Origin of the sequence: Terrabacter sp. RAF57, assembly GCF_052113925.1 — a bacterium.
Lineage (GTDB): Bacteria > Actinomycetota > Actinomycetes > Actinomycetales > Dermatophilaceae > Terrabacter.
This window is the reverse complement of record NZ_JBFRDT010000023.1, coordinates 19,082-37,561: the sequence shown is the minus strand read 5'-3', so window position 1 is coordinate 37,561 and position 18,480 is coordinate 19,082. Positions and strand designations below refer to the sequence as shown.

Below are 18,480 nucleotides of genomic sequence, written 5' to 3'. Positions count from 1 at the left end.
GCTGGCGTGACAACGGCCCGGCTATCGTTCCGCAATCTTCGGACGAACCTGATGCCACGTGTCCTCACTGATCACCTCGCCCCCGCCGTCGACCGAACAGCCGGTCGGCTGCCAGATGCTGTGCCTCGTGGGTGGCCCGTACGTCGTCCGCGGGGGGCACCGGCTCAACGTGCCGGAGGGCAGCAAGCGGCTGTTGGCGTTCATCGCGCTGCACGGGGGCCGCGTGGACCGGCGACAGGCCGCGGGCACTCTGTGGCCGGAGGGCTCGGACGAGCGGGCCGCCGGCAACCTGCGGTCGGCGGTGTGGCGGCTGAAGTCGGGGGGCATCGACATACTGCTCACCGACAAGCAGACCCTCGCCCTGCGTCCGGGTACCCAGACCGACGTGAACGCGCTCTGCGAGTGGGCCGGACGGCTGGCGGACGGGTGCTCGTCGATCGCCGACCTGCGGATCCTGGCTTGGGACCCGGAGGCGGCCGACATCCTGCCCGGGTGGTACGACGAGTGGGTGATCTGCGAGCGGGAGCGGATCAGGCAGCGGCTGCTGCACGGTCTCGAGGCCGTGGTGCGCGAGCTGATCAACATCGGCCGGGTCGGTGACGCGGTCGAGGCGGCGATGAACGTGGTGCGCTTCGAGCCGCTGCGCGAGAGTGCGCAGCGGGCGCTCATCGAGGCGCACCTCGCCGAGCACAACCGGATCGAGGCCAGGCGGGCCTTCGAGCGCTACAGCCGGTTGCTGGCCGAGGAGATGGGACTGATGCCGAGCACAGAGCTCGCGGACCTGGTGACACTGCCGGTGACGTCCCTGTGACTCGACCCGCGGCACAGTTACCGGGTGAGTCGTCGTCCCCGGACTGGCACCGTCGTCGTGCGAGCATGGCTCGAGCCCGAGAGCACGATCCGCGACATTCGAGCCCGCGTGCTGGTCATCCGCGGCACGGCCGCGGAGACCGACGAGGTCGGGGCCGCCGCCGGGATCGACGAGGTGCTGACCCTGGTCTCCGACGCGCTGGCCTTAATTGCCGAGCCGCCGGTCTGACGGGGTCAGTTGATCCGCACTCCCGTCACTTCCGAGGCGTCGTCGGTCCGGCGTCCAGGAACACACCTCGGCCATAACGTGCGCCGTACTTGCGCAGGTGGGCCTGCCAAGACCCAGTGGTCGTGGCATCGAACCAGTCGTCACCGGGGGTCTTCAGTGCGGAGTCGATAAAGTCAGGCTCAGGGATGAAGTCTGGCGCCGTGATCACAGACGCGAGGTCGGGGTCGTTCATCACCGACTCCTTGGCGAAGGCATCGATCCGTGACCCGCGATGCATAGCCGCAGAGCGAGGGTTGGCCCGGACGTCGAGCTCCTGCTTCGGTGTGTAGCCCTCGGCTTCGAAGCGTTGACGGGCCGCGTCGACATGCTGTTGGAGCCTTCGCCGCAGCCACGCCCGGCGCGCCCCCGGCGGGGCCTTCGGACCCGGCGGAGGCGTTGCACCCGAAGGCCGGGACGGGCGACGCGGCGCACTGAGGCCCGCCACGTCCTCGTCTCCGACCAGGCGCCGATCCGGGCTGGCGCTCAGCTCCTCCGGATCCGAGGGGCTGCGGCCACCTCTGCCGGTGTGCTCGGTGGCCTCGGCGTGAACCGAGGCAACGTCTTCCGGCGTGCTTCCGCGGGTGGGTCGCGGGGGCGGCTTGACAGCCTGCTTGGTCGGCGTCGTCGTGGGTCGGGTCGGGCGAGCTGTCCCCGGTCGCGTCTCAACCACGGGTTCGCGCACCGTGGGGTGGTCCTCGAGCTTGAAGTTCTCCCCGGTACCGGATCCGGAGGCTCCCCGACTCCGGACGACCGGGGGCACGGTCCCCTTGCCACCCGTCGTCGGTACGGGCTCCTTCGGGGCGAGGGCCTCATTGGTCGACTTCATGTTCGCTCGGTCGGACATGTACTTGGCGAGCTCCGTCTGACCAATCGTCTTCGCGAACTTCGTCTTGGCCAGGGCCTCGCCGCCCTTCTTCATCAGGTAGGCGACAGCGGCGAGAAGTGCGGCCACTGCCAGGACGCCGATGGCCTCCGCCAAGGTCTTGCCGGCGTCCTCGATCTTCTTGGGATCGCCGTTGGCCTCCCAGGCCTGCCTGACGAAGCTGCCGAGCTGGCCGAGCAGCTGGCCGGCCATGGAGAGGATGAGCTCGATCAGCATGGCCAGTCCGTAGGCCTCAAGGATCAGCAGGCCGATCTCGAAGCCGATCTCTGCGCCGGGCAACGCACCTGCCCCACCGAACAGGGCGCCGATCAGCGCACCGACGAGGGTGCTGATGGCCAGGATCTTCACAGCGTCCAGCGCGAAGTCGACGAGACCGTGGATCAGACCAGAGGCGGCCTCTCCGACGTGAGCGGCGACCGCGGCCGGGATGTACTTGCCCGCCGCCGCCCCGGCGTCCCGGAAGTCCTTGAGCTTCTGCTCGATCTTCTTGATCAGTCGGGCGATCTCCCCCGTCACGGTCCCGCTGCCGACATCCATGCCTGCGGCGACACCGAAGCTGGGGATCCACAGGTCATACCCCGCCCGCAACAGTGTGTCCGAGGCATCCCGTCCGCTGATCGCCCAGTTTCCGAAGGCGTCCATCCAGTCGGTCTCGATGGTGAAGGCCTCGGACTTGTTCACGGCCCGGATGGCGTTGATGAAGTGGTTCATGTTCTGGTCGGCCGTGCTCTCGTTGCCCTGGATGCCGTACTGCTGCCTCACCAAGCCCCACATCGTCTGGCCCGGCTGAACGCGGATGAGTCTCAGTCCGGGGTCGCGCGCAATGAGATCCGGGGGCGGGAAGTGCACCTGCTTGGCGTACAGATATCCGACGTTGCCCGTCGACGTGGTCACCTTCTGCCAGTCCGCTTGCCGGGCCTCGTCCTCCAGCACGTGGACCCGGGTGCCGAATGGCAGCTGCCCCATGGACGACGTGGTCTGGCTGGGGCCCGAGCGCAGGTTCAGTCCCTCCTCCCGGACGAACGCGACGCGGGAGACGTGTGCGCTCGAGACGTCCGGAGTCTGCCTGGCCCTACTCTGCGACTGCTCCGCCGCCGGTGTGGCGAGCTCGGGTCCGATCGAGAGCGGCTGCACCTCGGACCGTCCCCCCCAGGCACCGCCCGTCTCGTCGCTCTCCTGGTCGGGGGCCGCCAGGGCGAACAGGCTCATGGGGATCGGCTGGGCGCGGTCGTCCAGGCCGACGGCCCGCTGCTCCTCGGGGAGCGCTTCGGGGACGGGGCGGTCGAGGCCCTGCTCGATCACGACAGCTCCGGGGCGTACGTCGCCACCAGGTCGCGCGGGACCAGGCGAGCCTCGCGTTGGAACAGCCGGGCCACGGCACGCACCAGGTCCGCCATCGTCAGCGCCCGGCGATGGTCGTGGTGTGCCGCCAGGGCTGCCGAGCGGACGATGGCCGCCACGCCCGCGCCCGTGAGGTCCAGCGAGGTGAGCAGGTCCAGATCCACCTCGCCGTCCAGCACGACGGGCGCACCGAGGACCAGCTCCCAGAGGCGTCGGCGCTCGTCCGGACCGGGTTTGGGGAAGTTCACCACGTGGTGGAAGCGGCGGGTGAACGCGTCGTCGAGCTGGTCGCGGAGGTTGGTGGCCAGGACCACAAGGCCGTCGTATCGGTCGAGCCGCTGGAGCAGGAAGCCAACCTCGAGGTTGGCGTAGCGGTCCGAGCCCCGGTCGACGTCGCCCCGACGCCCGAAGAGGGTGTCGGCCTCGTCGAAGAACAACACGCAGTGGGAGCTGCCAGCCTCGGTGAACACCACGTCGAGGTTCTTCTCCGTCTCCCCCACCCACTTGGAGACCAGGAGCGACAGGTCGGCCACCATCAGGTCCAGCCCGATCTCGGCAGCAACCACCTCGGCCGCGAGCGTCTTGCCGGTTCCGGGCTCGCCGGCGAACAGAGCCGTGACGCCAGAGCCCCCGAATCGGTCCAGCCGCCAGGACTCAGCGACCCGCGGCCAGGCCCGGAAGTCCTGCGCCACGCGCAGCACCCGGGCCTCGTCGGCGGCGGGCAGCACCAGCAGGTCACGTCCCCGCCGGGGGGTCACGATGCTGGCGAGTGACGGCGACCGTGGGCGCGACATCCGGGTGGCGAGCTCGTCGATGCTGGGCCGGTGCCCGTTGGCCCAGGCCCCGGCGGTCGCGTCCTGGACCGCCAGTCCGCGCAAGTCCTCGTCGCCGAGGCCGAATCGCCCGGCGAGGTCATCGGCCGCGTCACCGGAGAGTTCCGGGAACGCGGCCGCCCAGGCCCGGCTGCGCTGCAGTCGGGAGGGTACGTCGACCCGCAGCTCAGCCACCCGCCGGGACGACCAGAGCCGGGCCAGCGGCAGCGGCTCCGGCGCGAGCACCAGCACGGGCGCGGCCGACCGCGCGAAAAGTCCGAGGAGGGTCTCGCGATCAGCGTCTGACGCCTCGTCGCCGAGGTCGACCACGCAGACCGAGTCGGTGATCCGGGCGCGTTGCAGCCCGGCGGCAGCCCGTTGCGACGGCACCCGAACGAACGGCCTTCCGCCACACAGCACGGTCGCGACGGCGTCGCCGCCGTGCGGGCCGGTGCCCCACACTCCTACGAGGTCCACGGTCCGGGCCTCGATCGCATCGGCCAGCCGATCGAGATCGTCCGGGTCGAGGCCGCTCGGAATCGGCCCGGCGCCCGCGCGCACCCCCGGGAGTCCCAGGAGGGCCAGATCGACGTGACTGCCGCGGAGCAGCTCGAGGACTCCGGGCGCCGGTCGCAGCAGCGGGCCGACCAGCCGGTCGGGGAGGCTGACGTCGAGGAGGCCCGCCGTACGGAGCAGCCCGAAGGGTCCTGCCGCCTCGGTGACAGAACGCTCCTCCTCGGGCGTCCGGGCCAACAGCTGAACGGCGAGCCGGACGCCCGGCTCGATGGCGTCGAAGGAGTCCTGCAGATACGCATACAGCCCCCCGAAGGCCGGCTCCACCATCGGTGCGCATGCCACGAGGAGGACGTCGAGATCGGTCGGCCGGAGGCCCCGCGCCCGCAACGTCAACCAGGGGACCTCGATACCCGCTCGCGCGGCCTCACTTGCCAGGTGCGAGATCCGGTCCTCCTCGGCCGGTGTCGGACGCACACCCGGACCATGGTCGTCACCCCCTGCGGCCATGGTCGTCGCCCGGTCCAGCAGGAGACGCGCGTACTGCTGGAGGGCGCTCCCGGGTCCTCGCATGGGCTCGAGGTGATGGTCCACCGCCCAGGTCAACGCCCTGGCGAGCCCGCCCAACCGCAGCTGGAGGTCGGACCTGGCCACGCCAGCAAGCGTCGGCGCATGCGTTGCGTTAGTCACCATGTCACCAGCTCCCACACCCCGCCCGGCGCCCAGGCGGCCGGCCAGGCATCGACGAGACCGGCCCGCTTGAGGTCCAGCCAGCGCTGCCCGCGGGGGATCGCGATGGTCATCCGATCGTGGACCTCGACCCGCGCCTCGAGGTCACCGAGCCGGTCGAGCGCGACCATGGGGTCGGCCGAATTCCCCCACAGGTCCTCGGCCAGGCTGCCCAGGCCGGTGCCGACGGCGGCTCCGATCAGGCGCTCCAGCTCCTCGGCGTCGGTCCCGGGCAAGGCGCGCCGCGGGGCGAGCCGCTCGACCAGCCCGGTGAACACGGTGCTCTCGAGCACTGGCGGATCGCCCAGCTGGGCGAGCACCGCGACCAGCTCCTCCGGGTCGGAGGTCCAGCCGATCGGCAGTCCTCCCACCGGCTCGCCGACCACCGTGCCGTCGTCCGGCGTCCGGGTCACCGCTACGTCCGCGAACCTGCTCCGGTCAGCGGCGTAGAGACCGACGAGCGCCGAGCCGAGCGGCGCCAGCGCGTGTCGGGCCTGCGGCTCCCAGGCCTCCACGGCAGCTCGCAGGTCCTCGTCGTCGAGCCCCGAGGCGAGTTGTACGGCGTCCCGCTCGGCCGGCGAGCGGAGCCAGCCGTGGGCGGGTGGCTCGAGGACCTTGCCGGCCACCATTGCGGCCAGGGCCGCGTCCGGTAGCTCCAGCCCGGACACGGCGAGGACAGCGGCGGCTCCGTCGAGGTAGCCGAGACGACCGAGCTGGACGAGGACCAGGAAGGGCAGCGCCGGCACCACCCACGGGCCGGACCGGACCGCGTCGCGCACTGCAGGTGCGGACGGCATCGCGGCTGCGGACGGCGCCGGATCCACGGCGCCGATGTCCGTGGCGACCGTCGTGGGCGATGCGAGGCCAGGTGCTGCCGCAGTTCCCTCGGCCAGGATCCCCGCCCCGGCGATCCGGAGGACCGCGTCGAGGGTGTCCCGGTCCGGGAGGCGACCGCCCGCGGCGGTGATCACGGCTCCGACGAGCGCGAGTGCGCGTACGTCCGGGGTGCTGGTCGCGGCAAAGCTCGGTGTTAGCACCGCTTCCGCGATCCTGGAGACGGTCCGGTCGCCGAGGTGCTCCCCACCACCCGCCGTCACCGCGCCGCGCAGGGCCCGCATCCACGACGCGCGCGCCGCCGGGCTCCATCCGGACACGACGACGCCGAGCCGCCCGGCGCGCGACCAGGCGGCGAGGGGGGCGGCAAGGGTGGCGGCAAGGGCGGCGCCGTCCAGGGCGGCGCGGTCCAGGGCGGCGCCGTCGAGGGACCGTCGAACGGGCAGGGCGCCCGCCTCGAACATCGGCTCGATCCTGGTGCGTCCGGGTTCCGGCGGTCGGGCGCCCGTCGCCGGCGCATCGACGAGCCCGCCGGCCGCGGCCCGGACGACGTGGGCCAACGCGCGCGTGTCATCGACGCGGACCACGCCGTCGGGGCCGATGTGCAGGGTGACCGGCTCCGTCACCACGGCATCGACGCCGGGAGGGATTCCCGCCTCGGCGGCGGACTGCACCAGGGCGCGCTCGATCGCCCGACTGACCTGGTCCAGGTAGGCCTCCGGGTCGCCCCAGGCCCACCCACCCCGGCGACGTACGTGCACAGTGCACCGCCGGACCGTGATGTCCTGGTCGTCGAGGCCTCCAGTCGCGCTCATCGCATGTCCGCTAGGTGGCGTAGTGCAGTGGCTTGCCGGGAATCGCGATCAACCGCAGCGTGCCGCCCTGTGGCGTGAGGGACGTCAGCTTGCCGTTGCCGTCGAGCTTGTCGCGAACCACCTCGAGCTGGTGCCCGATCTGCCACAGGGAGAGCACCTCCACCCCCGGATCACCTACCTGGGTCGCGGGATCCGGCAGCTCCGTGGGCGGGCCGACGTTGGCGAGCGGAGGCACCGCCTTGACCACGCGGAAGCTCGTCGGGGCGGACAGCACGTCGTTGTCGACGGTCACCGGCAGCTCGGTCAGCAGCTCGGTGGTGACGTGGACGAAGAGGTCACCCGGATCCACCCGGACGGCGACGAAGGACCCTCCCGTGAGGGCCGCTGCTGTCGGCATCGTCTCACTGGCTGTGGCGGCCGCCAGCACGTGACCCGTGCTGAGGTGGAGGACCACCATCTTCGGGGTGGTCACGGCGTGGCCTCGGCGACGCTCACGAGCACGAGGAAGTCGCAGCTGGCCGCCTCGTCGGTCACGGTGTTGGCGGCCAAGTCGACCCAGCCCCCCGTGGCGCTGACGCGGCGATCGGCGTCGACCTCGCAGGTGCGGGGGACGAAGAACGTGGTGGCGCGGGGCGTGGGCAGGTGCGGGCTCACGACGACCGAGACGACCAGTGCCCCCGAGTCCACCGCGGCCTGGTCGACACCGTCGGGCAGTGGCAGGACGGTGCCGTCCGACGCGGTGCCGGAGAGGACCCGGAGTGATCCGACGGTCTGCAGGCCACGCAGCGTGCCGCTCGCCGTGACGTTGCCGGAGGCGTCGACGCTCAGCAGCGGGGCGACTCCCCCAGTGCCGTCGTGCGTGCCGAACGTCAGCGACGCGGCGGGCACGCTGTCCAGGAGGACGACCGGCACTCCGGCGTCCGCGGTCGACCGGGTGCGGAGTTCGACCCGGCCGGCGCCCGCCACCAGCGAGGCGGCGGCTCCGGCGCGGCTGACCGTCACGCCGTCGGCCGTGCTGCCGACGGCGGTGAACCGCCTGATGCCGGGGTCGTAGCGGACGAAGCCGACCAGCACCCGCCAGGCACCGCTACCCGGCCCTGCGTCCGGCGCCGGAAGCGGTTGGTCGCGATCCGGGTCGCCCGGCCGCCCGAACTCCACCTCGACCAGCTCCTCGACCCCGCCCCGCCCAGGTCCGTTGGCGCACTGCCCCTGGGCAGGGGACCCGGCCAGGGGCTGGTCGAAGCCACGCACGAACACCGGGTGCCAGACGGAGAAGGTCTCCCCCGACTCCAGTGGCGGGTTGGGGTTGTCGTCGAAGAACCGGTCCGGCGACAGCTGCACCTCGTTGGCCACGACCAGCTCTCGGCCGGTGCCGTCGACGGCGTAGCCCAGGCCCAACGTGACGTCGACGTAGTCGCGCCCGTCCGCTGTCTTCGCGTCCTTCTTCTCCAGGGCCATCCCGGCGCAGACGCCAGGGGTGTGCAGGTTGCGGGCATGGCGGGCGTCCCGGTCGCGACCGATCGTCTCCAGCGAGCCGAGGTCTGCCGCTGCCAGGATCGCGCCGTCGAGGAAGGTCGGCCTGGTCGTGGTCACGACGTCCTCCCGCGTACGGCGAACTCGTCGCCCAGGGCTTTCATGATGGCCGCGAGCTCCTCGGACTCCTCGGGCGGGCGGACCAGCTTCGCCGACGCCATGGCGCGATCGCGCAGGACGTCGATCTCGCGCTCACGGATCACCTTCTTCTCGTAGCGCTCCTCCGGGCAGCAGCGGCTCTCCAGGACTTCGCGAACCACCTCCACGACGGGGAACCAGTAGGCCAGCGCTCGGGGCGAGTGCACCCAGTGCCGTTCGAGGTCGCAGACGCTGACGACGTCACAGCCCTCCACGCGGACCCGGGCGATCGGCACGAGCACGTCGGTGCAGGTGGGGCATGGCGGGTTCGCCGCCGAGCACGGGCAGCGGGCGAAGAGGGACAGGAAGACCCTTCCCAGGACCCGCGCCTCCGCCGGGGAGCGCTCGTCGAGGCGGTCGAGCTTGAGGCCCGACACGTCGCGATACTCCCGACAGCCGGCGCGTCCCGAGTCCACCAGGCCACGCAGCACCCGCGAGCGCAGCATCGTGGCGTCGCGGACGTAGGCCTCCTCCGCCTCCGGTGCGGTGAACCCCTGCCCGAGCACCGCCTGGTCGGCTGCAGGCACCGCGGCCAGATCGTGCTGCCCCGCGGCGGTGTTGAGGATCCGGGTCACCCGCTCCCGCTCGTCCGGCGACAGCGCGGCGAGCTCGTCCGAGGCCAGCATCCTCGCGGCCAGCGCCCGGCTGCGCGTCTCGAGCATCCGGCGGCGTTCGGTGTTGATGGCCAGCGCGTGCCCGTGGCCCGCCCGACCTGCCGCGTCGCCGGCCAGGGCCGCGGTCGCCCGCGCCACCAGCCGAAACGCCGGCATCAGCTCCACCCCGTCGCCCTCGAGGTCGTCGAACTCGCGCTTGAGCGGGATGTCCTCGACTGGCTGTGCCTTCTCCGCCTCCTCCGCCTCCTTCGGTTCCTCGCGGGCCTTCGTCATCGCGAGCGCGATCACCCGGGACATCGACCTCGCCTCCTCCTTCGACGTGTCGTCGTCGATGTCGAGGCAGTCGCGGAGCACGTCGACGATGGTCGGTTGGGCCTCCGCCGCGTCACAGCTGATCTCGAACCGGTAGCCCTCGCGCACCCGGGAGAACTCGCAGTCGCCGGCGGCACAGTCGTCCGCGGCGTACGGTGCCACCGGGTCGGTCGGCTGCTCGGCGTAGACGATGTTCAGCACGTATTCCTGGCGCGGGTGCTTCTCGCACGGCTCGCCGCAGTCGACGCCCTGTCGGTCCCGGAGCTCGCGGACCAGCGCGATCACGTCGACCTCCTCGGGGCAGTCCACGACGATGTCGTTGCCGCAGCAGTCAAGGGCGTAGCCCGGTGAGACCGCGACCGAGCCCGACTCACACCGGTTGCAGCCGACCTCGAGCCCGCACACGACGCCCGCGCCGAACACCGACCGGTTGGTGAGCCGCCGCTTGGCCAGCATGTAGTCGCTGATCGACTGGAGGTCGTCCTCGCCCAGCAGCTGCCCTGCGAAGAACCGGGCGCGCACGTACGACGAGCCGCGCGTCGGCGTCGAGCCACCGCACGCCCCACCGCACGATCCACCGCAGCCGCAGCCACCGCCGCCACCACTGCCACCGCTAGATCGGCGGCCGCCTCCGCAGCCGCAGCCACCCTTGCTTGAGGCCTTTGCGGCCAGACCGGTGGTCATCGCTTCTCACGCTCCTCCACATAAATCCAGGACACGAACTCGCCGCCCTCGACGCCGTCGCCCGACGGCCGGGGTGGGCACCGGCGCACCGGCTGCTCGCCGACCGGGGTGTATTTCGAGTCGCAGGCCTGCGGCACGGCTCCGCCGAGGTGGTCGGCGTCGAGCGCCCGACAGCACTCGTCGAGGATGAAGTCCCCGCGAACGATTATCAGCACCCGGTCGCCGTACTGCAGGGTCTCGTCGGTCCTACGCCGGTACCTGACCCTGTCGACGTAGGGCTCGGGCGGGAGGTCCACGAATTCGCCCTCGATGTTGTAGGAGCCGGCCGAGCGCCCGGAGCCGGACTCGATGCCGGTGAGGTCGAGGACCCCGGGGCGCAGGGTGGCGACGTCGACGCCTCGGGAGAACCACAACTCGAGGCCGTCGTCGAGGAGCGCGTTGGCGTCCTCGCGGGTGTAGGTCGCCCCGTGCACCCAGTTGATGCCCACGATCTCGGTCAGCTCGCGCAGCGCGAGCTGTCGTCGCCCGCCCAGGTCGATCTGTTCCTGGGTGAGCGGCTTGGTCGGGTCGAAGTCGCGGATCGCCGCGAGCTCCAGGCAGGTGTCGCTGCAGGCGCCGCAGCACGGCTCGCAGTCGGGCCCGGTGTCGGGACGTTCGAGGGTGGCGCAAACGCGATAGGTCTCCAGGACGCGTGCGTGCTCACACGCGGGGGCCGGCACGCAGCGTCCGACCAGCATCGGTCTGGACGGGTCGATGGGGACCTCGTGGAAGCACAGGGTCAGGTAGACGGTGCCGGGCCGACCTGTGAGCCGCTTGAGGTCGGCCTCGGTGAGCAGGCTGTCGACGTACACCGGACGCGGATGCCGTACGACGATCTCGTCGCCCCTGCAGTCCAGTGCAGCCCCCGGGTGCACGATCACCTCGGCCGACGTGGGGTCGCCCTCGCACTCGAGCGGGTCCCGGCGCGGGGCCACCTCCACCTCGAGGCCGCAGACGAGGCCCCAGCCGTGCAGCAGCCGGTTGTGCAGCCGGGCGTGGTCGCGGTGGTAGGCCTGCTCGCGGCGCAGGTCGTGGGCGCTGAGCGGCTGACCGTGGAAGTAGCGCAGCCGGGCGAGCTTGGGCACGTCACCGCACCCACCGTGCTCGCTGCAGCCGCAGGAGGTGTGGTGGGCGTGCTTCTCCTGCTGGGCAGGGGGTGCTGCCTGGGTTGGCTGACTCATCGTGCTCACTCCGTTCGCAGGGCGGGTCGGACTCGAGTTCGGGACCGGCCGCGGGCCACGACCGCGCGACCGAGGACGGTGGGACCGGCGCCCGGCACCGCCGCGCCGAGCACGGCGGGACCGGGCGGCAGCAGGACGGTGTCGATGCCGAGCCGCATCGCCACGGCCGTCATGCCGGGACGCGCCTGGGCGACTGACACCGCGAGGTGGGCAGGGGCCTGGCTGCGGACGACGCGGGTGACGAGGGCGCGGTCGACGCGCCGCCCGTCCTCGTCGAGGGTGGGCACGTGGACCCGGAGCTTGTGCTCCCCGGACCGTACGGCGTCGAGGTCGGGGTCGCCGTCCGAGACCATGGGCGCCCGGCCGAGCTGCGAGGTGCCCAGGCGGAACCGGGCCGTCGAGCGCCCGAAGAGCCGGACGTCGCCGAGCCGGGCCGTCCCGACGGCGCCCCAGGGGCGGTCTCGCCCGAGCTCCTCGAGGGTGACGTCGATTCCCAGGGCGATCCGGAGCGTGTCGCGCAGGCCCGCAGGGGTCCCGCGCCTGCGGTAGAGCCCCGGTGCGGCGGCGATCAGGTCGCGTCGCCTGCTGGCCGGCATCTCGGCCTCGAACCCCACCCCGATCAGACCGCCCAGCCAACCCAGCGCGTCGTCGGGGAGGGCCTTGGCGTCGAGGAGCGCGGCCCGGCCGTCGATGGCGAGGTCCATCTCGTCGAGGAAGGCGTCGAACAGGCTGACGAACCGTTCGCCGAAATCCCGCGCGCGGGGGTCCTCGGCATAGACGGCCGGCAGGTCGTCCAGGCCCGTGCGCCGGGGCAGGTCGAGGCGGATCCGGTGCACCGTGGGGCTCACCACGCCGTCGCCCGTCAACCGCACGCGCACGAAGGCCCACCGGCCGGGTGGGGTCTGGAGCAGCACGTCCCCCAGGGCGCTGCCCGCGTCGTACCAGTCCGTGGGGTGCGGTTCGTGGCCGTCGGGATCGCCGTCGGTGGTGGCCACCGCGACCGCCACCGACGTGCCTGCCGGCACCTCCGCGTCGACCCTGAGCCGGTGCCACCGGCAGCCCGGGATGCCGGAGTCGAGCGGCTCGGTGAGCAGCTGCCCGGTGGTCTCGTACGTCGGCGGGCGGGGAGTCGCGTCGAGCTCGGCGACGGCGGTGGGGGGATCGCCCTCGGGCCAGGGTGGCCGCGGGAGCGCGATCTCGTGCGGCAGGCAGCTCTCTACCACCTCGCAGACCAGGCCGCTCGGATCGAGGTGTGTCAGCCGGCCGTCCTGGTCGGCGACCACGACCCCGGCGTCGGTGAGGCCGACCGTGACGGCTCGCGCGACGTCCGCCTCGCCGACCAGGTGGCCGTTGACGACGTCGAGCACCTGGACCGTGCCGCGCCCGTTGGCCAGCAGCACCACCACCAGGCCGTCGCCGACCGCCACGGACCGGACCGGGCGGTGGACGACCCACGGCTGGAACTCGTCGTCGCACACGCCAAGCCGGCGCAGGCCGGAGCGCCCGCCGAGCCACCAGGTGCAGTCGTCGCAGGACCAGGCGAGGGCCTGCGGGAGCGGCCTTGGCGTCCCGGGCGCGGGCGTCCCCGGGAGCCTTCGCAACATGACCGTGCCGGCGTCGGTGGTGACGTCGTCGAGGCCACCCGGGCGGGAGTCCCAACCGGTGCGGGCGTCCAGGAGCCGGAAGGCGGGCGCGCTCATGGCGTGCCCTCCTCGCGGATCGTCTGCAGCACGTGACCACCCGGCCGGACGAGCTGGTCGGGCTCGAGTGCGACGTCGGTGCAGACCGGCAGCCGTAGGCCGTCGACCCGGAAGGAGAGCCGGCTGACGGCCACCAGTCGATCCACGGTGGCGAGGAGGTCACGCACCAAGGCGTCCCAGCGCACGGTGCCGCCGAAGGGCCAGCCGGTCCCGTCGGGCCGGAGCGGGCTGAGGAAGTGGTCGATGCGATCCCGCGTGTGGCTCTCGACGGCCGCCGGGTCGGAGTCGGGAGCACCGATGAGCAGCGCGGTGACGGCGAGCGCACGGTAGCGCGGCGAGGCGGTCACCACTCGCACGCCGACGACCCCGACCGAGGAGGCCAGGTGCTGCGCGACCGCGGCCAGCGTCTCCGGCGACGGCGTCGGGGGTGTCCTCGGGTCGGTGGCACGCGGTAGGACCACGACCGTCACGGTGCCCGGGGCGGACGTCGCGGTGCCGCGGAGGTCCCGCGCGGGGAGGCAGTGTGCGCGGGCCACGTCGGCCCCGGGGGTGTCGAGGGCCGACGTGACGTAGTCGCTTGCCGCCACGGCTCGGAGACGGGAGCGGACGGCGGCAGGCCCGCGCAGCAGCAGGCTGCCCGGCGTCTCGGCGTCCGAACCGGTCGTGATGGACAGGACCGTCGCATCGGACAGGTCGGGGATGGCGCGCTCGGTGCTGACCCGGTCTCCGGAGTGCGGGAGGCCGGTCGTGCCGCCACCCGTGGCGTAGGACCGGGCGACGACGTTGCGGTAGCCCGCCGGCACCGCCCGTCCGGCGACACCGTCGCCGAAGGTGAGCAGCCCGTTGGCGGGGTCGAGGGCGAACACGCGCTGGTCGGACTCGGCGGAGCTGAGCGTCGCCATCTCCTCCCAGGTCGTCGACTCGTCGGCGGTGGTCCCGAACGGGTCGGCAGCCGTGTCGGCGATGTCGAGGTCGACGCTGCCGGGCAGCACCGGGACCTGCGAGAGTCGGTAGGTCGACCGGCCCGACGGCGAGCGCCCGACGGGCTCGGCGACCTCGCCGCGGACCGTACGTCGGGCCACGGCAGGCACTCCGTTGAGCGTCACGCTGCGCAGCCGGGGTGCCGCCGGGAACACGCCTGTGACGAGTCGCGCACGGACCCAGGTGAGCGGCGGTTCGCCGGCCCGACCGGGCAGCGTGCTCGCGACCCACGGCGCCGGGGTGTCCGCGCGGAGGACGATCACGCCGTCCCGGGTCAACCCGCGGGACTCGTCGAGCTCGACCGCGAGCTCCACCGGCCCGGCCGCGGTCATCGCCTCCCAGCGCAGCGCGGGCAGCTGCTCCGCTGCCAGCAGACTCGAGGCCTCGGCCGTCTGCCTCCCGACGCCCGGAGCGAGCCGGACCGCGAACGAGAGCAGGCCCTGGGGGGCGACCGTCGTGCCGGTGCCCCACCACAGCTGGGCGGGTGGACGACGCGTGGCGCCGAAGGGTGGAAGGTCGCCGAGGTCCTCAGGGGTGTCGATGACGGTGAGCCCCCCGTCGAAGACCGCCACGGCCACCACCGCGCCCGGCAGGGCCGTGCTGGCCTGGGTCGTCTCGAGGGCCGGTCCGGCGCTGCCGAGCGGGGTGACGAACCGCGTGCCCTTGGGCACGGAGATCGGAGCGGTGGCGTTGTCCGCGGCCGTGACGCCCAGCACCGCGGTCGCGGACGTCGGCGGGCGGGCACGGACACCCGCCAGGTCGAGCTGGCCGAGCGCCAGCCGGCGCGGCATCCGGTTCAGCCGTTGGGTGACAGCGGCCGCGAGCGTGCCGTGCACGCGGAGCAGCGCGATGCCTGCGTCGGCCGTGCTGCGGTCGGTCCACTCCGGGACGTAGCCGGTCAGTCGGGCGGCGACATCGGCCCTGATCGACTCGCGCGAGCCCGGGAGCAGCTCGGGCTCCAGGCCACCCTCGACCGGCGCCGCGAGCATGGTCAGCTCCGCCTCGCGCACGTCACGTCCCCAACTCATCGCAGGCCACCTCCGTCAGGCAGTGCGTCGGTGCGAGCGACGACCACGTCGCCGATCCGGACCAGCTCGCCGGGCCCGATCGCCAGCCCGGCGCAGCTCGTCGGCTCGCCGTCGTCGAGCTCAACGGCGAGGTTGGTCACGGAGACCTCCGGCCCCACGGCGCGGCTGGCGACTCCGGCGAGCTCGGAGGGGCGTACGGCGCCGCCGAACGGCCAGCCTTTCTCGCCGGGCCCACCGCGCAGGGGGTCGAGATAGCGGGTGAGCGCCTCGATGACGCGGTCCCGGAGAATGTCGGTCCCTGCGGACCGGGTCACGTCCACCCGCACCCTGACCGTTCGATAGACGGGGGCCTCGACGAAGACCTCCTGGCCCAGCAGCCGGGCGTTCTCGAGCCGGGTCCGTACGGCACTCAGCAGCCCCTCGTCGGGACGGGGCGCCGGCACCCAGTCAGCGACGGGGCCGTCGCGGTCCACGGTCGGCACGACGACGACGCTCAACACCGCCGGCAGGCTCACGCACGGGAACCCGGGGTGGTGCCCGACCCGGACGTGCGCACGCTCCACGGCCACGCCCCGGGTGCCGAGCGCCAGCTGCCGCGCGTCGTCCGCGGTCACGATCCGGTCGGGGACGGTGAGGGCGTCCGCGGCTCGTTGCCGGGCCACCTCGATCGCCTCCGGCTCGGCTCCACCCGTGGCCGCCACCGGGTTGGTCGCGACGACCGCGCCGCCGTCCTGTGCCCAGGTCCCGCCGCGGCCGAGGTTGCCCACGGTGCCCCCGCCCAGCGCGTACGACGCCGCAGCGCGACCGCCGCTGGCCGCCCGCGGCACCCGACCGCTCAGGCCGTCGCCGAAGACCAGCTCGCCGCGCGCCCGGTCCACCAGGAACACGCGATCATCGGGGCCGACCCCGACCCAGTCCGCGACGGACGTCCAAGCGTGGTCCTGGCCGTCGGGCTCGGACAGCTCGAGGGTGACCGAGCCGGGCGCGTCGTGCAGCACACCGGCGGTGCCGCGGATCGTCAACCGCTGGTGGGGCAGGACCAGGAGGGCGGCGAGCCCGGAGGTCAGGTCGGCCGTCCCGGGCACGAGGTGGCGGGCAGTCACGGCGTTGGGCGTGGCCGAGACAACCCGGGGCGGCTCGGAGAAGAAGCCCGAGGACACCGTCGCCCGCAGGCGGCAGCCACTCCCGCCGACCTGGTTCCAGACCTCGGGCCACGGCAGCCGGAGCAGGCCGCTGCGGCGCAGGCCGCACGTCCCGTCGTCGAGGGTGACCGGCTCGGACGACCCGTCCGGGCCGAGTGCGCGCCACTCCAGAGCGGCCGGAACCGGCACGTCGACGGCATCGACGTCCCACTGCGCGTGGACCGACGCGTCGGTGCTCAGCTCCACGAGCACCGACAGCAGGTGGGCCACCACGCGGGGGCCGACCCGGTCCAGCACCAGCTCGAGCACGTCGCCCGGACCGGAGAGCTCGCCCTGCGCCTCGATGGCCCGCACGGGCAGCACCGACACCGGCTGGACGAGCGAGAACTGCCGGCCGGCGGTGTCACTCTCCAGGGTGAACAGCGCCCCCGCCTCGATCCTCGTCGGCGGCACGTCACCCCCCAGTCCGAGCACCGTCGTCGCCGCTGCTGTCGGCAGGGGGTCGGCGACGCCGAGCAGCCGGAGTCCGGCCCGGGTGATCGACTCGGTGACCTGGTCAGCGGCGTACAGCCGTTGCTCGAAGCGCCACGCGAACAGCTCGAGCAGGGTGACACCGGGGTCGACGGCGCCGTGCAGGGTCCACAGCCCGGACGAGGATCCGGGCACGTCGTCGAGCGCGATCTTGAGCAGATCGGTGAACGTCAGGTCGTCGATCAGCAGCTCGGCAGGCAGCTCGCTGGGCACGGTGGTCACGGCAGTCCCCCCGGTCTCCCGAGGTAGTAGGGAAACACCACCGACGAACGGGTGTTGGTCCGGCGGACGGTGTAGGTCACCTCGATGTCGACGCGATCCGGAGAGACCGGGTCCTCGGTGACCACCACGGCGTCGAGCAGCACCCGCGGCTCGAAGTCGCGGATCGTGTCGCGGACCGACTCCTCGAGCAGCTGGTGGTTGACGGGCGATCCGGGGGCGAACACCAGCTCGGGCGCATCGGAGCCGAAGGTGGGGCGCATCACGCGTTCGCCGGCGCCGGTCGACAGGAGCAGCCGCAGCGACTGGACCACGTTGGCGTTGCCCTCGACGTAGCGCAGCGACCCGCCCGCATCGGGAAGGAGCGGGAAGGGCCAGCCGCGGCCGCGGAAGTCGTCGCTCATCCGATCGTCACCTTCGTCGAGCCGGAGGTGATGGTGCTGGTGTCCGCGTCCGTGGGGTCGTTGCAGGTGCGGACCGTGTCGCCCTGCCTCGCGGCCGCCTTGCCGCCGATGGTCACGCTCGACGACCCCGCGCTGACCTCGCCGCTGTTGCTGGGCGGTGAGGCGAACGAGGTGCCCGGCGGGAGCGGCACGTGGGACGGGGAGTTCGTGGCCTTGGTGCCGACCACGGCCGCGGCCAACCCGTCGATGGTCACGTCGCTGGAGGCAGCGGAGGTCAGGGTGCCCGAGAAGGGGTGCCCCGGCAGCGACGTCGGCACGGACCCGGACGGCGCGGGCACCATCACGATGTGGGTGTCTGAGCCGGTCACCGTGTCGGTGAGCCGGGCGGCCGCTGCACCCATGGCGTGCCTCCTCTCCGTCGGTCTGGTGGGTCAGTTGAGGGCGATCGAGGGACTGGTGACCTTGACGCTGCTGGTGCCCTCGATGACGACATCGGTCGCCTTGAGGGTGAGCGTCTTGCTGGCCGTGACGGTGACGTTCCCGGTGTTCTCCTCCAGCAGCACCGAGGCGCCGGACTTCGTCTTCACCTCGACGGTCTTCTTCGTCTCGTCGAAGCGGATCTCGGAGCCGGTCGGTGACTTCCACGTGCGGACGTCCTTGTCCTTGGTGCGCTTCTCCGGCGGCTTGTCGATCGGGTTGTAGAGACAGCCGAGGACGTACGGCGCCCGCATGCTGCCGCGCTCGAACAGGACCAGCACCTCGCCGTTCTCCTCGGGGATCCACGTGCTGCCGAACCGGTCCCCCGCATAGGGCTGGGCGACCCGCGCCCACTCGCGGTAGCCCTCGGCGAACCAGGGCAGCTGGATCTCGACCCGCCCCAGGCCGCCCTCGTCGACCACGTTGGTGACCAGCCCGATGGAGAGGCCGAGCACCCCCTCGTCGGTGTCCAGAAGTCGGAAGTTCATCGCC

General features: G+C 72.6%; 15 protein-coding genes. 2 read left to right on the top strand and 13 right to left on the bottom strand.

Going from position 1 to position 18,480, the window contains the following annotated elements; genetic code table 11:
• Positions 1–58 precede the first annotated feature (58 nt).
• Both AB4Y83_RS19835 and AB4Y83_RS19830 read left to right on the top strand, forming a co-directional pair.
• Entirely contained in the window at positions 59–811 is a 753-nt protein-coding gene (locus tag AB4Y83_RS19835; RefSeq protein ID WP_442297918.1) for an AfsR/SARP family transcriptional regulator, read from the top strand.
• 24 nt (positions 812–835) lie between these two features.
• On the top strand, positions 836–1,039 hold the full coding sequence (locus AB4Y83_RS19830) for a hypothetical protein (protein WP_442297917.1): 204 nt from the start codon (positions 836–838) through the stop codon (positions 1,037–1,039).
• Positions 1,040–1,064: 25 nt separating this feature from the next.
• Here AB4Y83_RS19830 and AB4Y83_RS19825 read toward each other — a convergent pair whose 3' ends face one another.
• From AB4Y83_RS19825 to AB4Y83_RS19765, 13 genes are all read right to left on the bottom strand, one after another.
• Positions 1,065–3,263 carry a DUF6861 domain-containing protein gene (locus AB4Y83_RS19825; protein ID WP_442297916.1) on the bottom strand — a complete coding sequence of 733 codons (2,199 nt, stop codon included), beginning with the start codon at positions 3,261–3,263 and terminating at the stop codon, positions 1,065–1,067.
• A complete protein-coding gene (locus AB4Y83_RS19820; RefSeq protein WP_442297915.1) occupies positions 3,260–5,254 on the bottom strand; it encodes an ATP-binding protein in 1,995 nt (664 codons plus the stop codon). The genes AB4Y83_RS19825 and AB4Y83_RS19820 overlap by 4 nt, the downstream gene beginning before the upstream one ends.
• A gap of 59 nt (positions 5,255–5,313) precedes the next feature.
• The gene (locus AB4Y83_RS19815) at positions 5,314–7,005 is read right to left on the bottom strand and encodes a hypothetical protein (protein ID WP_442297914.1); all 1,692 of its coding nucleotides are present in this window, start codon (positions 7,003–7,005) and stop codon (positions 5,314–5,316) included.
• Positions 7,006–7,015: 10 nt separating this feature from the next.
• Positions 7,016–7,477: a hypothetical protein gene (locus AB4Y83_RS19810; protein WP_442297913.1), complete on the bottom strand. Its 462-nt coding sequence runs from the start codon at positions 7,475–7,477 to the stop codon at positions 7,016–7,018.
• Complete coding sequence (locus AB4Y83_RS19805) at positions 7,474–8,598, bottom strand: hypothetical protein (RefSeq protein WP_442297912.1); 1,125 nt, start codon at positions 8,596–8,598, stop codon at positions 7,474–7,476. Before AB4Y83_RS19805 ends, AB4Y83_RS19810 begins: the two co-directional genes overlap by 4 nt.
• Positions 8,595–10,124, bottom strand: coding sequence for a hypothetical protein (locus tag AB4Y83_RS19800; RefSeq protein ID WP_442297911.1), 1,530 nt, complete (start codon positions 10,122–10,124; stop codon positions 8,595–8,597). Before AB4Y83_RS19800 ends, AB4Y83_RS19805 begins: the two co-directional genes overlap by 4 nt.
• Positions 10,125–10,282: 158 nt before the next feature.
• Positions 10,283–11,506 (bottom strand): hypothetical protein, encoded by a 1,224-nt coding sequence (locus AB4Y83_RS19795; RefSeq protein WP_442297910.1) that lies wholly within the window; start codon positions 11,504–11,506, stop codon positions 10,283–10,285.
• Positions 11,507–11,511: 5 nt separating this feature from the next.
• A complete protein-coding gene (locus AB4Y83_RS19790; protein WP_442297909.1) occupies positions 11,512–13,206 on the bottom strand; it encodes a phage tail protein in 1,695 nt (564 codons plus the stop codon).
• Positions 13,203–15,215 carry a baseplate J/gp47 family protein gene (locus AB4Y83_RS19785; protein WP_442297908.1) on the bottom strand — a complete coding sequence of 671 codons (2,013 nt, stop codon included), beginning with the start codon at positions 15,213–15,215 and terminating at the stop codon, positions 13,203–13,205. Before AB4Y83_RS19785 ends, AB4Y83_RS19790 begins: the two co-directional genes overlap by 4 nt.
• Positions 15,212–17,110, bottom strand: coding sequence for a hypothetical protein (locus AB4Y83_RS19780; RefSeq protein ID WP_442297907.1), 1,899 nt, complete (start codon positions 17,108–17,110; stop codon positions 15,212–15,214). The genes AB4Y83_RS19785 and AB4Y83_RS19780 overlap by 4 nt, the downstream gene beginning before the upstream one ends.
• Positions 17,107–17,511 (bottom strand): GPW/gp25 family protein, encoded by a 405-nt coding sequence (locus AB4Y83_RS19775; protein ID WP_442297906.1) that lies wholly within the window; start codon positions 17,509–17,511, stop codon positions 17,107–17,109. Before AB4Y83_RS19775 ends, AB4Y83_RS19780 begins: the two co-directional genes overlap by 4 nt.
• Positions 17,508–17,912, bottom strand: a complete 405-nt coding sequence (locus tag AB4Y83_RS19770) for a PAAR domain-containing protein (protein WP_442297905.1) — start codon at positions 17,910–17,912, stop codon at positions 17,508–17,510. Before AB4Y83_RS19770 ends, AB4Y83_RS19775 begins: the two co-directional genes overlap by 4 nt.
• A 30-nt stretch (positions 17,913–17,942) precedes the next feature.
• The gene (locus AB4Y83_RS19765) at positions 17,943–18,476 is read right to left on the bottom strand and encodes a phage baseplate assembly protein V (protein WP_442297904.1); all 534 of its coding nucleotides are present in this window, start codon (positions 18,474–18,476) and stop codon (positions 17,943–17,945) included.
• Between the last annotated feature and the right edge of the window lie 4 nt (positions 18,477–18,480).

Excerpts from the sequence above, each read along its gene's own strand:
- AB4Y83_RS19815 (WP_442297914.1), bottom strand. The coding sequence starts at position 7,005 with ATGAGCGCGACTGGAGGCCTCGACGACCAGGACATCACGGTCCGGCGG.
- AB4Y83_RS19795 (WP_442297910.1), bottom strand. The coding sequence starts at position 11,506 with ATGAGTCAGCCAACCCAGGCAGCACCCCCTGCCCAGCAGGAGAAGCAC.
- AB4Y83_RS19790 (WP_442297909.1), bottom strand. The coding sequence starts at position 13,206 with ATGAGCGCGCCCGCCTTCCGGCTCCTGGACGCCCGCACCGGTTGGGAC.
- AB4Y83_RS19785 (WP_442297908.1), bottom strand. The coding sequence starts at position 15,215 with ATGAGTTGGGGACGTGACGTGCGCGAGGCGGAGCTGACCATGCTCGCG.
- AB4Y83_RS19775 (WP_442297906.1), bottom strand. The coding sequence starts at position 17,511 with ATGAGCGACGACTTCCGCGGCCGCGGCTGGCCCTTCCCGCTCCTTCCC.
- AB4Y83_RS19770 (WP_442297905.1), bottom strand. The coding sequence starts at position 17,912 with ATGGGTGCAGCGGCCGCCCGGCTCACCGACACGGTGACCGGCTCAGAC.
- AB4Y83_RS19765 (WP_442297904.1), bottom strand. The coding sequence starts at position 18,476 with ATGAACTTCCGACTTCTGGACACCGACGAGGGGGTGCTCGGCCTCTCC.